A 15,925-nucleotide genomic window follows, 5' to 3' on the forward strand; every position below is an offset into this window, starting at 1 on the left:
CTTAACCCCCCAAAAAGGATTTGCGAACTTCGGGATCTTCCAAAAGCTCTTTGCCTGTACCGGTAAAGGCGTTCGCCCCTTGCACCAGAACATATCCCTTATCCGCAATCTCGAGCGCCTGACGGGCGTTCTGTTCGACCATCAGGATCGGAATGCCGGTGCGGGCGACTTCGATGATACGGTCAAACAGTTCGTCCATCACGATCGGCGAGACACCGGCGGTAGGTTCGTCCAGCATCAGAACTTTGGGTTGGGTCATCAGCGCGCGACCCACGGCCACCTGCTGACGTTGGCCGCCCGACAGCTCACCCGCTGGCTGATAGCGTTTTTCCTTGAGGATCGGAAACAGGTCATAGACTTGCGCCATTGTATCGCGGAAATCATCGCGGCGGATGAAGGCCCCCATCTCGAGGTTTTCTTCGACGGTCATCGAGGTGAAAATATTTGAGGTTTGCGGCACAAAGCCCATCCCCTTGGCCACACGGTCCTGCGGTGACAGGGCGGTTATGTCTTCGCCGTCCAGACGCACATGACCCTGTCGGACATCCAGCATGCCGAACACGGCCTTCATCGCGGTGGACTTGCCCGCGCCATTGGGGCCGACAATGACTGCGATCTCGCCTCTTTCGACAGCGATTGTACATCCGTGCAGAATATCTGGCCCCTTGCCATAGCCACCCGTCATCGTGTCACCGATCAAGAACGGCCCGCCCGGCGCGGGGTGGCTCTTGCCGCCGGTTTTGACAGGTTGCGCGGTGCCTTGGCCTTTGGGGTTCGCGATCGATAGGTCCTTGTTGCCCCGATCGCCATATGGGTTGCTCATGTCAGTTTCTTTCTTTCGGTATCAAGGCCGCCACAGGGGACCGTCGCGTCACAGGAATTTTCGCCTGTCCAAGCCGCTGCTGCCTGCGGCAGGGCTAGTCCCGCACAGAGGGGCGATGCAGTCCGCGTGCGTCTCATGCTGACACAGCCTTGTTCTTGAGCCCGGTGCCCAGATAGGCCTCGATCACTTGCTCGTTTGCTTTGATTTCGGGCAGGGTACCTTGAGCCAGAACTTTGCCCTCGGCCATACAGATCACCGGATCACACAAGCGGCCAATAAAATCCATGTCGTGTTCGATCACGACGAAAGTATAGCCGCGTTCCTTGTTCAGGCGGATAATCGCGTCGCCGATGGTGTTCAGCAGCGTGCGGTTCACACCGGCACCGACTTCGTCCAGAAACACGATTTTCGCGTCGACCATCATGGTCCGCCCCAGCTCTAGCAGCTTTTTCTGACCGCCCGAAATCTGCCCCGCCTTTTGCTCGGCCAGATGTTCGACCGTCAAAAACTCGAGCACCTCGTCCGCCTTGGCGCGCAGGGCGCGTTCCTGATCGGCAATGCGCTTGCGTCCGAACCATGTGTTCCACAGCGTTTCGCCGACCTGATCACCGGGCACCATCATCAGGTTCTCGCGGCAGCTCATGGATGAAAATTCATGGGCGATCTGGAAGGTCCGCAGCAACCCCTTGTGAAACAGCGTATGCGGGGGCAGGCCGGTGATATCCTCGCCGTCCATGGTTACACGGCCCGACGTGGGCTTGAGCACGCCGGCGATGACGTTGAACAGCGTGGTTTTGCCCGCACCGTTCGGGCCGATCAAGCCGGTGATCGTGCCTTTGCCAATGGTCAGATTGGCACCGTCCACGGCGTGAAACCCGCCGAAATGTTTATGGATGTCGTCTACGACGATCATTACTATGTCTCCCCGTGCAGAGCCCAAGCCCCGTTGCAAAAACAGCCCGGCTGCAGTGCAGCGGGCTGTTTTCTGTCATGTTATGTGATGTTAGCGGTATTGAACCGTCGTGATTTTGCCGCCTTCGATCTTGATCTGACGATAGCTGCCAGCAGATTCGCCGGGTCCGATCAGCTCCACCGCAGTTGCGCCGTCATAATCGACTTCGCCACCGTCCTTGAGGATCTGAAGCGCTTTGCCCAGTTCGCCGGGATAGATCTTTTCGCCGGGGGCGTTGGCCACCGACATGATCTGATCCTTATAGACTTGCGGATCCGTGGAGCCCGCGGCCTGCATTGCCAGCATCAGCAGCGCGGTTGCATCATAGCTTTCGGGGGCGAAAGGCGATGTCGTGTCAAACGCACCGTCGACAAGCGCGGTGAATTTGTCAGCGCCGGGGCTGTCGGTGCCGGGGTGCTGGCCGGTAGAACCGTCCAGCTCGGTGCCAAAGTTGTTTTCAAGGTTCGCCGCGATCATCCCGTCGGGGAAGTGGAATGTGTCGAACGCACCAGCGTCGATGGCTGCACGCACAAGGCCAGAGCCGCCCTGATCGACATAACCCGCCACAACAAGACGGTCGCCACCGGCAGAGGCCAGCGCGCCAACTTCGGCAGAGTAATCGGCCTTGCCGTCTTCGTGGGCGGCGGAAATGGTGATCGTACCACCAACGGCTTCATAGGCCTGCTGGAATGCGTCTGCCAAACCCTTTCCGTAGTCATTATTGGTATAGGTGACTGCGACCTGTTTGATGCCTTCTTCCATCAGCACGTCGGCCATGACTTCACCCTGACGGGCGTCCGAAGGCGCGGTGCGGAAGAACAGGCCGTCGTCTTCCATCGACGTAAGGCCGGGGGACGTGGCAGAGGGCGAGATCATCACCATTCCGTTTGGCAAGGCAGCGTTTTGCAAGACCGCACCAGTCACGCCAGAGCAGGCCGCGCCCACAATGCCGTTGATCCCTTCGGCGATCAAACGTTCGGCGCTGGATACAGCAAGCGCGTTGTCCACGCAGCCCGTGTCAGCGCGCGAGGCCGTGACCGTGGCCCCATCCATCAGCATGCCGCTGTCGGTGACTTCTTTCATGGCGAGCTCTGCGCTGGACGCCATGATACCGGTCAGCGATTCAATCGGGCCGGTGAAACCAAAGATCACGCCGAGCTTCACATCTTTGCTGTGTGCATCGGCATAGGCGTTGGTGGCCAGCAATGCTGCAGCCGTTGTGGCCATAAGCATCTTTTTCATATTATTCTCCCTGTTGAACATCGTGTTCTGCAAAAGAACCTATGCGCCGATTTGAAAAAAGAAAAGCGTTATCCCTAGGTAAACCGGCGCAAGACGATGTGGATCAAAGCGCTGTCTGTTCTAGGTTTACATCAAAGGGTTTTATCAGGAGAGAAAGCCATGATCTGCAGGGCAGCGAAACGCGTGTTGGCACTGACTTTTGGCGCGATGGTCTTTGGTACGCCATACGTTTTTGCGCAAGAGATGACGATTGAACAGCGCGTTTCAGGGCTGGATACCCCATGGGCGCTGGCGGTGCTTCCGCAAGGTGATGTGCTTATCACTGAACGCGATGGCCGGTTGCTGCGCGCCCGTGAGGGTACCATTAATGAGGTCGCGGGCACGCCGCAGGTTGTGGATGCAGGGCAGGGTGGTTTGCTTGATATCACCCTCGCGCGCGACTTTGACACGACCCGGACCCTTTTCCTAACCTATGCCAAGGCGCTTGACGGCGGGGCCGGTACCGCGCTCGCCGCCGCTGAGCTGTCGTCAGATGGCAGTCGGTTGGAAAACCTGCGTGATCTGTTCAGCATGTCGCGGGGATCGTCCAAGGGGCAGCACTTTGGCAGCCGCGTCGTAGAGGCGCGTGACGGGACACTGTTCGTCACCATCGGAGAGCGCGGCGACCGTCCGGCGGCGCAGGATCTGGGCCAGCACAACGGATCGGTCGTCCGCGTGAACCGCGACGGGAGCGTGCCGCAGGACAATCCCTTTGTCGGGCGCGACGGCGTGCTGCCTGAAATCTGGTCCTACGGGCATCGCAACCCGCAAGGGGCGGGGCTTGACCCGAGCGGGGAACTTTGGGTGTCAGAGCACGGTGCGCGCGGCGGGGACGAGGTTAACGCCGTGCGCAAGGGCGCGAATTATGGCTGGCCTGTGATTTCGTACGGGCGGCACTACTCCGGTGCGAAAATAGGCGAGGGCACCACGAAAGAAGGGATGGAACAGCCCGCATACTACTGGAACCCGTCCATCGCCCCTTCGGGGTTGCTGGTTTATTCTGGTAAGATGTTTCCGGACTGGCGCGGTGATATCTTGGTGGGGTCGCTCAAGTTCAACTACATCGCGCGCCTTAAGGGGGATCCGCTGCGTGAGGTCGCCCAGATCAAAACCCCCGAAACCGCACGCGTGCGCGACATTGTCGAAGCACCGGACGGCGCGATCTGGTTTATTTCGGTCGGGAACTGCGCGGTCTACCGGATCGGCACAGATTAGGCGACCGGCCTGGCCGCATGAGACCCGCGTTCACGATAGGGTGTCGTATCATAATGTGCACGGTAGCACTTTGAGAAATGCGACGGGGACGCAAAGCCACAAGCCAGCGCGACATTGATCACGCTCATATCGGTTTGCATCAGCAGGTTGCGGGATTTTTGCAGACGTAGTTCCATGTAATAACGCTTGGGGCTGCGGCTAAGATACCGACGAAAGAGGCGCTCCAACTGCCGCGTGGACATGCCCACATCGCGCGCGAGCGACGAAGGGCTGATCGGCTCTTCGATATTGGCCTCCATCATCTGGATGACCTGCCCGAGTTTGGGATGGCGCACGCCGATGCGCGTCGGCACGGACAGACGCTGCGTGTCTTGGTCGGTACGAATGGAGCTGTAGATTAACTGGTCAGCGACAGCATTCGCCAGATCCTCGCCCAGATCATCGGCAATCAGCTTGAGCATCAGATCGATCGACGACGTCCCGCCCGCTGTTGTCATCCGGTTCCCGTCCACCACAAAGACCGATTTGGTCAGGATTACGTCCTCGAAATCCTCGCTAAAGCTATCCTGGTTCTCCCAGTGGATCGTGGCCTTTTTACCGTCCAGCAAACCGGCCTTGGCCAGCGTAAAGGCGGCGGTACACAGGCCACCGACCATCATGCCCTTGCGGGCCTCGCGGCGTAGCCAGCCCAGCAGTTTCTTCGTGGTCGCTGCCTGCACGTTGATACCGCTGCACACAACCAGTGTATCTTCGCGGCGCAGTTCGTCCAGGCTGCCATCCAGCGTGTATTCCGCCCCCGCCGAACAGCGTACGCGCCCGCCGTCTTCACCGATCAAGCGCCAGTCATAGGCCGCGCGCCCAGACATACGATTGGCAATGCGCAGGCATTCAACCGCCGATGCAAAGCTCAGCAGCGTAAAGTTTTCCAACAGCACAAAGACAAATCGACGTGTCTTTTCGGAGTCAGAGGGAAAGCGGTTGGCCAGACGGGTGTCAGTCATCACGCAGCCTTTCAGGTTTGGGTTATTCATCGGGGCAAAGCGGGCGATGCCCTCAAAAACCTGCCGAAAACTTGGCCATGACCGGCGGCGAAGGTCAATAGGTTGAATTTCGGTTCTGGTCACTTGAGCCTGACCTTTATATACCACACATTCACCTTCTTTGCGCCTGTCACTCTGGGCGCTGCGGACTTCGGAGAGAAATGATGACCGATTGGACAAAATCAAGCTGGCGCGACAAACCGCGGATCCAGATGCCCGACTATCCTGATCAGGACGCGCTGCGCGCGGTCGAGGCTGAATTGTCCCGTTATCCATTGTTGGTTTTCGCAGGCGAAGCGCGGCGGCTTAAAAAGCATCTGGCGGCTGCCGGTCGCGGCGAGGCGTTCTTGCTACAAGGGGGCGATTGTGCCGAAAGCTTTGAGCAATTCAGCAGCGACATGATCCGCGACACCTTCAAGGTGATGTTGCAGATGGCGATTGTGCTGACGCATGGCGCGAAAGTGCCGGTGATCAAACTTGGCCGCATGGCAGGCCAATTCGCCAAGCCGCGTTCCGCAGCGACAGAGACCGTCGATGGCGTAGAGCTGCCCAGCTACCGTGGTGACATCATCAACGAGCTCGCCTTTACACCAGAGGCGCGTATTCCGGACCCGAAAAAGATGCTGCGCGCCTACACGCAAGCTGCTGCGACGTTGAACCTGATCCGCGCCTTTTCGACCGGTGGGTATGCGGACGTGCATCAGGTGCACGGCTGGACCCTGGGATTTACCGAAAGCGAAAAAGCAGAGAAATACCGCGAGATCGCAAACCGCATTTCAGATACACTTGATTTCATGGCAGCGGCTGGCGTGACATCCGAGACGGCTCATACGCTGCAATCGGTGGAATATTATACCAGCCACGAATCGCTGCTGTTGGAATACGAAGAAGCGCTGTGCCGTCAGGACAGCCAGACCGGCAAATGGCTGGCGGGTTCCGGTCACATGATCTGGATCGGCGACCGCACCCGTCAACCCGATGGCGCGCATGTGGAATTTGCCCGCGGTGTGCAGAACCCGATCGGTCTGAAATGCGGCCCAAGCATGACCAGCGACGACCTCAAGCTGTTGATGCACAAGCTGAACCCTGAAAACGAAGAGGGTCGTCTGACCCTGATCGCGCGTTTCGGTGCTGGTAATGTGGGCGAACACCTGCCGCGTTTGATCAAGACCGTGCAGGAAGAAGGCGCGAACGTCGTCTGGACCTGTGACGCGATGCACGGCAACACGATCAAATCCTCGAGCGGCTATAAAACCCGTCCGTTTGATTCCGTCCTACGTGAAGTGCGCGAATTCTTTGCGGTACATGCTGCCGAAGGCACTGTACCCGGTGGCGTGCATTTCGAGATGACGGGACAGGACGTGACCGAATGCACCGGCGGTGTGCGCGCCGTGCAGGACGAAGACCTGTCAGATCGTTACCACACAGCCTGTGATCCGCGTTTGAACGCCAGTCAGTCGCTTGAGCTCGCATTCCTCGTCGCGGAGGAGCTTTCGGCACGCCGGTCCAGCCAGCAGGTCAAAGCGGTCGGATAAACACTGCAGACGTTGAAAAATTAAAGGCCGTGCATGGAAAATGCGCGGCCTTTTTTCATTGAGCAGAGGGCTTGACTAGTGTGGTCGTTTTTAAACGTCAGACTTGACCAGCCGCAGATAGGACGGACGCGGACGCGGGCCATGCGTGGTGAAACCGGCGGCGGGGTCGGCAAACCCATCGGTGGCCGTCGCGCATGTATCGTGGGTCAAATAGGCCCGTGGGGGGCGTGGGATCGCCGTAGTGGCCAGATCACCGATTTTATAGAAGCCCGGGTGCGCGCCGGCATTTGACGTAAGCTCCAGGCAGCCCAGCATCCGGTCGATTTGACCCATGTCGCTGCGCAACGGCAGCACCAGCATGCGGGCGTGAACGGTGAAATCCTGACCAATGAGCGTCATTTCCCCAATCGCGGGCTGAGCGAGGATCTGATCAAGCCAATCACTGCACCGGCGTCTCTCATGCGGGTCGAATAGCGAAATCATCGGCATCCCGCGCAGGTCCATCGCCATAGCATCGCATAGATGGGATCCCGCAATGCGAAAGCGGGCGACCTCGGATCGCTTTCGCTCAAGCACAAAGGCACGATCCAGCAAGCTGGCAATTTCGGATGGGTCGACCTGGGACCGGAACGGAACCGGCTGACCACGGCACAGACCCTGCCAATAGGCATGCACCTCTGACATTGCAGGGGAAAACGGCGGCATGCTGCGACGTGGTTCGAGTTGGGGATGGTCGCCCAAAGGGGGAAGATGTGTCATAAAGCAGCCTTTTTGCAATCGTCGCGGTCGAAGTATCGGCAGTGCGGTGCCAAGAGAATTCCAAAGGGTTTAGTCAAATTAGCGGTGGTTTGTAGATAAAACAGTAAACTTGGTTAACAGACCATTAAGCTTCACGCAGAATGCAAACGGGTATATCGGGCTTCCAAAACCCGCCAGCGGACCGGGAATGGCTTTTTACTTGCCCCATTTGGTTCTTTCGCTTTTAAGGCGCGCAAAGATCGCAATCGACAAGGACCATGCCATGATACGTTCGATGACGGGTTTTGCCTCGGCAAGTGGGGCGTCCGGCCCGCATAGCTGGGGCTGGGAACTCCGGTCGGTCAACGGCAAGGGGCTTGATCTGCGGCTGCGTGTGCCGGACTGGATCGACGGGCTCGAGGCAGGTCTGCGCAAGCAACTGACCACTGCCATCGCCCGCGGCAATGTTACCTGCAATCTGCGGATTACCCGCGAGGACGGCAGCGGCGCATTGACGGTGAACGCAGATCAGCTTGAGGCCGTTCTAGACGCGCTGCACCAGATCGAAGCACGCGCGATGGACGCGGGTATCTCGCTGGCGCCGTCCAAAGCGACGGACATCGTAACCATGCGCGGCGTGCTGGAACAGGCGACGACGGTGGATGACGTGGCGGCCCTTTGTGCGACGCTGCTGGCCGAGTTCCCTGCGGTGTTCGAGGACTTTAACGACATGCGCGCCCGTGAAGGAGCAGCCTTGGGGCGGGTGCTAGAGGCGCAACTATCAGAAGTCGAGGAACTGACGGCACAAGCGGCAACGCTGGCAGAGACGCGCAAGACAGAGGTGGCGCAGACGCTCCAGCGCAATCTTGCACGGGTGCTGGACAATGCTGATGGCGTGGATGCAGACCGGCTGGCGCAGGAACTGGCGCTGATCGCGGTCAAATCCGATATCACCGAAGAGATAGACCGCCTGCACGCCCATGTGGGTGCCGCCCGCGCGCTGTTGGCGCAGGACGGGGCCGTGGGGCGCAAGCTAGATTTCTTGATGCAGGAATTCAACCGCGAGGCAAATACACTGTGCGCCAAGGCACAAAACACGGCGTTGACCCAGATCGGGCTGGCGTTGAAGGCGGTGATAGACCAGATGCGCGAACAAGTGCAGAATGTGGAGTAAGACATGAGCGACCGACGCGGCCTATTGATCATCCTCAGCTCGCCCTCCGGTGCTGGAAAATCCACGCTGGCGCGCAAGCTGCGCGATTGGGATACCTCGCTTGAGTTTTCTGTTTCGGCCACAACCCGCGCCCCGCGTGTCGGCGAGGTGGACGGCAAGGATTATTTCTTCACTGCCGAAGATGATTTCCGCGCCATGGTGAACGACGGTGACATGCTGGAGCACGCGCGGGTCTTCAATAACTATTACGGCTCGCCCAAGGGACCGGTGCAAAAGGCCATCGACAGCGGCCGCGACGTGTTGTTCGACGTGGATTGGCAAGGCGCACAGCAGATCAGCAACTCGACGCTCAAGCAGCATGTGCTATCGATCTTTATCCTGCCGCCGTCAATCAAGGAACTGCGCCGCCGTCTGGAAACCCGTGGGCAGGATGCCCCCGATACCATTGCCCTGCGGATGGAGAAAAGCTGGGACGAGATCAGCCACTGGGACGGCTATGACTACGTGCTGGTCAATGACGACCTGACAGTGACAGAGGCAAAGCTGAAGTCGATCATCACCGCCGAAAGATTGCGCCTTTCGCAGCAACCGAAACTGGTGGATCATGTGCGCGCATTGCAATCAGAATTCGAGGACACGAAATGACGCTCTACGCACTGGCCGACATCACCCCGCAGGTACACGCAGATACATGGGTCGCCCCGGATGCGAATGTCATCGGGAATGTGACGCTTGAAGCAGGGGCCTCTGTCTGGTTCGGCTGCACGCTGCGCGGCGATAACGAGCTTATTCTCGTGGGCAAAGGCAGTAACGTGCAGGAAAACTGCGTATTCCATACGGACCCTGGCTGCCCGCTGACCGTCGGGGAAAACTGCACCATCGGTCACAAGGTCATGCTGCACGGCTGTACCATCGGTGACAATTCGCTGGTCGGAATGGGGGCCACGATCCTGAACGGGGCCAAGATCGGCAAGAACTGCTTGATCGGGGCAGGGGCGTTGATCACTGAAAACAAGGTGATCCCCGACGGATCGCTTGTGATGGGGGCACCGGGCAAGGTCGTGCGTGAACTGGACGCGGCGGCGATTTCCGGTCTGACCGCCAGCGCGAAACACTACCAAGACAATGCGCGACGTTTTGCCAGCCAGCTTAAACCTGTCTGACCATGGTGCTGCGCCCGCATCTGCCGGACTTGCTGGCAGCGCTGCCTTTGCCAACGCTGGCCGTTGACCGTGCCGAACGTATCGTTGCGATGAACGCGCCTGCCGAAGCTCTGCTGGGGCGGGGTGCGCTGGACCGTCACTTTATCAACGTCCTGCGTCAACCGGCGGTGGTGGACGCGGTCGAGCAATGCCAGCAGGACGACACCCCGCGCGAGGCGCAGTATCTGGCAAGCGACAATGGCAATGACACGACCTTTCGGGTGCATGTGCGCAAGGTGACGGGGATGAATTATGTCTTGCTCAGCTTTCAGGACATCACCCAAGTTACCAACGCCAGCCAGATGCGCCGCGATTTTGTCGCCAACGTCAGCCACGAGCTGCGCACACCGCTGACCGCGATGATGGGGTTTATCGAAACGCTGCGTGGCCCTGCGCGAGACGATGCGCCCGCGCGGGACAGGTTTTTGACCATCATGACCGGAGAGGCCGAGCGCATGAACCGGCTGGTCGGGGATCTGCTGTCGCTGTCACGGGTTGAATCAAACGAACGGGTGCGCCCGACAGACAAGGTCGATCTGCGCTACGTGCTGCAATCGACCATGCGCAATCTTAACCCCTTGGCCGTAGAGGCAGACGTGACGCTTGTGGCCACGATGGGGGACGATCCGCTGCCGCTGATGGGCGACACGGACCAGCTGTTGCAAGTGTTCACGAACCTTATTGAGAACGGCATCAAATACGGTGGGGTGGGAAAAGAGGTCGAAATCTCGGTAGAGACCACATTGCGTGACCCGTCGTTACGAGGCCCCGCAGTACGGGTCACGGTCCGCGATCACGGACCGGGAATCGATCCGGTTCACCTGCCGCGACTGACCGAACGGTTCTACCGCGCCGACAGCCACCGCAGTCGCGCGATTGGCGGGACAGGCTTGGGGTTGGCAATTGTAAAACATATCCTGAATCGGCATCGGGGGCGGTTGAAAATCACCTCTGATCTGGGAGATGGGTCGCGGTTTGCGGTGATTTTACCCTTGGATGCGGCGTGAAATGCCACGTTTCGGTCCAAAATAATTTACAATTTCCGCCAGCGTCATAAAACTGTAACATGACTGTCACAAAAGCTCAGTGTCGCTTGCCTATTGCTGCGGCAAGATCACCATGGGGGTGGTCAGACAATTCTAAGCTGACAGGAGACATCATGTCGCTCGTTAAAATCACCACTTCCGCGCTGGCCATTGCCGCCGTATCCGCAACTGCCGCTGCCGCGCGTGATCAGGTACAGGTTGCCGGTTCGTCCACTGTTCTGCCCTATGCGTCCATCGTTGCCGAAGCCTTTGGCGAAAACTTCGATTTTCCGACACCTGTTGTTGAATCCGGTGGCTCCTCGGCGGGTCTCAAGCGTTTTTGTGAAGGTGTGGGCGAAAACACAATCGACGTAGCAAACGCCTCGCGCCAGATCAAAGACTCCGAAATTGAAGTCTGCGCTGCAAACGGTGTGACAGACATCATCGAAGTTCAGATCGGCTATGACGGGATCGTGTTCGCTTCTGACATTAACGGCAACACGTTCGAATTCACCCCAGAAGACTGGTACAAAGCGCTGTCCGCCGAAGTTGTTGTAGACGGAAGCATTGTCGCCAACCCCAACAAAATGTGGTCCGACGTCAATGCCAGCTTCCCCGACCAGCCGATCCAAGCCTATATCCCCGGCACGAAGCATGGCACGCGCGAAGTTTTCGAAGAAAAAGTGATCCTGGCAGGCTGTGAAGCCACTGGCGATTTCGAAGCTTTCAAAGCAGCGAACGGCGACGACAAGAAAGCGGCTGAAAAAGCATGTATTTCCCTGCGCACCGATGGTGTGTCCGTGGACATTGACGGTGACTACACCGAAACGCTTGCCCGCATCGAAAGCAACAAAGACGGCATCGGCGTATTCGGTCTGGCGTTCTACGAGAACAACACAGACAAGCTAACCGTTGCCAACATGGGCGGCGTCGAGCCCACAGTTGAAACCATCTCGAGCGGCGACTACCCGGTATCGCGCCCGCTGTTCTTTTACGTCAAGAAAGCACACATCGGCGTGATCCCAGGCTTGAAAGAATACGCTGAATTCTTCGTGGCGGACGAGATTGCAGGCCCCGACGGTCCTTTGGCCGAATACGGTCTGGTTGCCGATCCAGAGCTGGCGAAAACACAGTCGGTTGTTGCTGACGAAACTGTATTGGGCAGCGGTTCCTAAACCCTGCCTTGCGATCCGGAGGCGCTGCAAGGCGTCTCCGGTTTTTTGCTGCCGACTGATACTTTCCAAACAATGATGGCCTGACACAGGCCACGACCGAGGGCCACCATGCGCGATTTATTCAATGTGGGTTCAACCACGCTCTTAGTTGTCGTTGTTTTGATATTAACAGTCCTTGCCTTTGGTCTGGTACGCAGCCGGGCCATGTCGTCTGTTTCGGGCGATTCGCGCAAGCTGCACTCCCTCCCGAATTATTATGGCTATAACGCCGCGATGCTCACCGCCATTCCGGCGCTGTTTGTGCTGGCGATCTGGATGCTGGTCCAGCCGATGCTGATCCAGAACGCGGTGATCGACATGATCCCGCAAAGTGCCGTGAACGAAGGGTCTTCGGTCAATCTGGTCATGAGCGACGTGCGCCGCGTGGCCAACGGGCTGGATGCTGCCGTGCAAAGCGGCACGCTGGATGCCGACAGCGCCCGCGATTTGGATGTGACCGCCACCGATGTACGTGCGCTTCTGGCGGGGAACGGCGTTGCACTTGGCTCTGACGTCACGCCAGAGGTACTGGCGGCAGCGCAACGCTATCGCAGCATGGAGGTCACCGGCCGTTGGCTGATGATCGCTGTGATCAGCGTGCTTGTATTGGGCGGGATGTTTATCGCGCTGCGCACCGCGCGCGCTGATTTTCGGGCGCGCAATACGGTTGAACGGTTTCTGCTGGGGTTGCTCATCCTTGCTGCGTCGCTGGCGATCCTGACAACCGTGGGCATCGTGCTGTCGATGCTGTTCGAGACATTGAACTTCTTCCGCCTGCATCCGTGGCAGGATTTCTTCCTAGGCACGACATGGGCTCCGAACTTTCGTGGCGACAGTGAACTGTCGATCCTGCCGCTGCTGTGGGGCACCTTGTATATCTCGATCATCGCTTTGCTGGTGGCTGTGCCGATCGGTCTTTTTGCCGCGATCTACCTGTCTGAATACGCCAACAGCAAAGTACGCGCCTTTGCCAAACCCCTGTTAGAAATCCTCGCGGGCATCCCGACCATCGTTTACGGTCTGTTTGCCCTGCTGACGGTCGGTCCGTTTCTGGTCAAAGTCTTTGGGCGTGGCGACGACGGACTGCTGGGTGTCGACTGGATGAGTGGGGCCACATCTGTTCTGACGGCAGGGCTGGTCATGGGCATCATGCTGATCCCGTTTGTCTCGTCGCTCAGCGATGACATCATCAACGCGGTACCACAGTCGATGCGCGACGGGTCGTTCGGTCTGGGGGCAACCCATTCGGAAACCATCCGCCAAGTTGTGCTTCCTGCCGCACTGCCGGGCATCGTGGGGGCCGTGTTGCTCGCGGCAAGCCGTGCCATCGGCGAGACGATGATCGTTGTGCTGGGGGCAGGGGCTATCGCCCGCATCTCGGGCAATCCGCTTGATGCGATGACCACCATCACCACCCGCATTGTCAGCCAGCTGACAGGGGATACCGACTTTGCCAGCCCTGAAACGCTGGTCGCCTTTGCCCTTGGTCTGACGCTGTTTGTGTTAACCTTGGGGCTGAACGTTCTAGCGCTTCTGATCGTGCGCAAATACCGGGAGCAGTACGAATGACCGATATGCCCAACCCCGCAAAGCCGCGCCAATCGCTGCTGAAACCAGATGCACGTACTGTAAAACGCAACCGCGCCGAAGCCCGGTTCAAAGCCTATGGCATCGCCGCCATTGCTGTCGGCCTGCTGATGCTTGCGATCTTGCTGACCACAATCATCGGCCGCGGCGCAGGAGCGTTTCAACAGACATTTCTGACGCTGAACGTTCAGCTGCTTGAGGAAAAGCTGGACAAAACCGGTAATCGTGACATCGAAGAGATCAAGAAGGTCTCGACCTTTGGCTATGCTCCGTTGATGGCTGCCGCACTGGATGCCAAAGTCGCAAAAGCCGGGATCACCACAGATTTGAAGCCCAAGGAAATGGGTGCGATCATCTCTAAAGATGCGGCGGCACAGCTGCGCGACTTTGTGTTGGCGAACCCCGAACTGATCGGGACTGCGGTGGATTTCGAATTCCTGACCAACAGCCGCGTCGACGGATACCTGAAGGGCCGTGTAACCCGCGAGAGCATCGCCAACGACAAAAGCATCAACACAGAGCAGCTTGATCTGGTGGATGCGCTGATTGCGGACGGGGCGCTGGACAAGCGGTTTAACGTCGACTTTATCACTGGTTCTGACGCGTCGGACGCACGGCCAGAAGCCGCCGGCATGGGCGTTTCGATGATCGGATCGCTGTTCATGATGCTGGTAGTGCTGGCGCTGGCACTGCCCATTGGGGTCGCTGCGTCGATCTACCTAGAGGAATTCGCGCCCAAGAACCTGCTGACAGACATCATCGAGGTGAATATTTCTAACCTCGCAGCGGTGCCGTCTATTGTGTTCGGTATTCTGGGTCTGGCGGTCTTTATCAACTATATGCACCTGCCAAACTCCGCCCCGCTGGTGGGTGGGCTGGTCCTGACGTTGATGACGTTGCCCACGATCATTATTTCGACCCGCGCGTCTTTGAAGTCGGTGCCCCCCAGTATCCGTGACGCGGCGTTGGGGGTAGGGGCATCCAAAATGCAATCGGTGTTCCACCACGTGCTGCCCCTTGCCGCACCCGGCATCCTGACCGGCACGATCATCGGTCTGGCCCAAGCCCTTGGCGAAACGGCCCCTTTGCTGCTGATCGGTATGGTGGGCTTTATCGCGTCGAACCCGCCTGACGGCATTGCATCGGGTCTGATGGACCCCAACTCTGCCATGCCGGCGCAAATCTACGAATGGGCGAAACGCGCTGATCCGGCATTCTATGAACGTGCTTGGGGCGGTATCATCATCCTGCTGGTCTTTTTGATCACCATGAACGCCATCGCCGTCATGTTGCGGCGCAGGTTCGAGCGGCGCTGGTAAGAATGAGAGGCAAGGCAATGAAAGACAACGTAATTTCGGAGACGGACGTGACAACTCACAAAACAAAAATCGCCGCCCGCAACGTGCAGGTTTACTATGGTGACACCCACGCGATCAAAGACGTGTCGGTTGATATCCAAGACAAAACTGTCACTGCCTTTATCGGTCCGTCAGGCTGTGGCAAATCGACTTTTCTGCGCTGTATCAATCGGATGAACGATACGATTGATATCTGCACTGTCAAAGGCGATATCTTGATTGATGGCGAAGACATCTATGACAGCGCGGTTGATCCGGTACAATTGCGCGCCAAGGTCGGTATGGTCTTCCAAAAGCCTAACCCGTTCCCGAAATCGATCTATGACAACGTTGCTTATGGGCCCCGCATCCACGGTCTTGCCCGCAATAAGTCAGAGCTGGACGATATCGTTGAGCGTGCGCTGAAACGCGGCGCCATCTGGAACGAGGTCAAAGACCGCCTGCACGCGCCGGGCACCGGCCTGTCGGGCGGTCAGCAGCAACGTCTGTGTATCGCACGCGCGGTCGCGACAGAGCCCGAAGTTCTGCTGATGGACGAACCCTGTTCCGCGTTGGATCCGATTGCGACCGCGCAAGTCGAAGAGCTGATCGACGAACTGCGTCAGGATTATTCGGTCGTGATTGTCACACACTCCATGCAGCAGGCCGCACGGGTGAGCCAGAGAACGGCGTTCTTCCACCTCGGCAATCTGGTTGAGTTCGGTGAGACTGACAAGATTTTCACATCGCCCGAGGACCCTCGGACGGAAAGCTATATCACTGGCCGGATTGGATAAGTATC

The 15,925-nt window shown here is 58.3% G+C and carries 15 protein-coding genes; 10 read left to right on the forward strand and 5 right to left on the reverse strand.

All coding sequences use genetic code 11. The features are described from left to right. Position 1: 1 nt before the first annotated feature. From E5180_RS04005 to E5180_RS04015, 3 genes are all read right to left on the reverse strand, one after another. A complete protein-coding gene (locus tag E5180_RS04005) occupies positions 2-823 on the reverse strand; it encodes an ABC transporter ATP-binding protein (RefSeq protein ID WP_138923259.1) in 822 nt (273 codons plus the stop codon). Between the two features lie 133 nt (positions 824-956). Continuing rightward, positions 957-1,736 carry an ABC transporter ATP-binding protein gene (locus tag E5180_RS04010; RefSeq protein ID WP_138923260.1) on the reverse strand — a complete coding sequence of 260 codons (780 nt, stop codon included), beginning with the start codon at positions 1,734-1,736 and terminating at the stop codon, positions 957-959. Positions 1,737-1,826: 90 nt separating this feature from the next. Beyond that, positions 1,827-3,017, reverse strand: coding sequence for an ABC transporter substrate-binding protein (locus E5180_RS04015; protein WP_138923261.1), 1,191 nt, complete (start codon positions 3,015-3,017; stop codon positions 1,827-1,829). Positions 3,018-3,224: 207 nt separating this feature from the next. Here E5180_RS04015 and E5180_RS04020 point away from each other — a divergent pair, with 207 nt between their 5' ends. Further along, positions 3,225-4,271, forward strand: coding sequence for a PQQ-dependent sugar dehydrogenase (locus tag E5180_RS04020; RefSeq protein ID WP_254700564.1), 1,047 nt, complete (start codon positions 3,225-3,227; stop codon positions 4,269-4,271). On the opposite strand, the gene E5180_RS04025 is transcribed toward E5180_RS04020, so the two are convergent. Then, on the reverse strand, positions 4,268-5,272 hold the full coding sequence (locus E5180_RS04025; RefSeq protein WP_138925110.1) for a GlxA family transcriptional regulator: 1,005 nt from the start codon (positions 5,270-5,272) through the stop codon (positions 4,268-4,270). The two genes, E5180_RS04020 and E5180_RS04025, sit on opposite strands and share 4 nt — an antisense overlap. Before the next feature lie 203 nt (positions 5,273-5,475). Here E5180_RS04025 and E5180_RS04030 point away from each other — a divergent pair, with 203 nt between their 5' ends. Next, on the forward strand, positions 5,476-6,846 hold the full coding sequence (locus E5180_RS04030; protein WP_138923263.1) for a class II 3-deoxy-7-phosphoheptulonate synthase: 1,371 nt from the start codon (positions 5,476-5,478) through the stop codon (positions 6,844-6,846). 90 nt (positions 6,847-6,936) lie between these two features. On the opposite strand, the gene E5180_RS04035 is transcribed toward E5180_RS04030, so the two are convergent. Next, complete coding sequence (locus E5180_RS04035; RefSeq protein ID WP_138923264.1) at positions 6,937-7,605, reverse strand: PAS domain-containing protein; 669 nt, start codon at positions 7,603-7,605, stop codon at positions 6,937-6,939. A gap of 262 nt (positions 7,606-7,867) precedes the next feature. On the opposite strand from E5180_RS04035, the gene E5180_RS04040 reads away from it, so the two are divergent. The 8 genes from E5180_RS04040 to pstB all read left to right on the forward strand — a co-directional run bounded on the left by E5180_RS04040 (position 7,868) and on the right by pstB (position 15,920). Next, positions 7,868-8,758, forward strand: coding sequence for a YicC/YloC family endoribonuclease (locus tag E5180_RS04040; protein WP_138923265.1), 891 nt, complete (start codon positions 7,868-7,870; stop codon positions 8,756-8,758). Between the two features lie 3 nt (positions 8,759-8,761). Continuing rightward, complete coding sequence (gene gmk / locus E5180_RS04045; RefSeq protein WP_138923266.1) at positions 8,762-9,403, forward strand: guanylate kinase; 642 nt, start codon at positions 8,762-8,764, stop codon at positions 9,401-9,403. Continuing rightward, positions 9,400-9,921, forward strand: a complete 522-nt coding sequence (locus E5180_RS04050; protein ID WP_138923267.1) for a gamma carbonic anhydrase family protein — start codon at positions 9,400-9,402, stop codon at positions 9,919-9,921. The genes gmk and E5180_RS04050 overlap by 4 nt, the downstream gene beginning before the upstream one ends. A gap of 2 nt (positions 9,922-9,923) precedes the next feature. Then, positions 9,924-10,967: a sensor histidine kinase gene (locus E5180_RS04055; RefSeq protein ID WP_138923268.1), complete on the forward strand. Its 1,044-nt coding sequence runs from the start codon at positions 9,924-9,926 to the stop codon at positions 10,965-10,967. A gap of 152 nt (positions 10,968-11,119) precedes the next feature. Further along, positions 11,120-12,160, forward strand: coding sequence for a substrate-binding domain-containing protein (locus E5180_RS04060; RefSeq protein WP_138923269.1), 1,041 nt, complete (start codon positions 11,120-11,122; stop codon positions 12,158-12,160). A 108-nt stretch (positions 12,161-12,268) separates the two neighbouring features. Then, positions 12,269-13,768, forward strand: coding sequence for a phosphate ABC transporter permease subunit PstC (pstC, locus tag E5180_RS04065; RefSeq protein WP_138923270.1), 1,500 nt, complete (start codon positions 12,269-12,271; stop codon positions 13,766-13,768). Next, entirely contained in the window at positions 13,765-15,105 is a 1,341-nt protein-coding gene (gene pstA / locus E5180_RS04070; protein WP_138923271.1) for a phosphate ABC transporter permease PstA, read from the forward strand. Before pstC ends, pstA begins: the two co-directional genes overlap by 4 nt. 17 nt (positions 15,106-15,122) lie before the next feature. Next, complete coding sequence (gene pstB / locus E5180_RS04075; RefSeq protein ID WP_093732288.1) at positions 15,123-15,920, forward strand: phosphate ABC transporter ATP-binding protein PstB; 798 nt, start codon at positions 15,123-15,125, stop codon at positions 15,918-15,920. Positions 15,921-15,925: the final 5 nt, after the last annotated feature.

The organism is Sulfitobacter sp. BSw21498 (assembly GCF_006064855.1).
Taxonomy (GTDB): domain Bacteria; phylum Pseudomonadota; class Alphaproteobacteria; order Rhodobacterales; family Rhodobacteraceae; genus Sulfitobacter.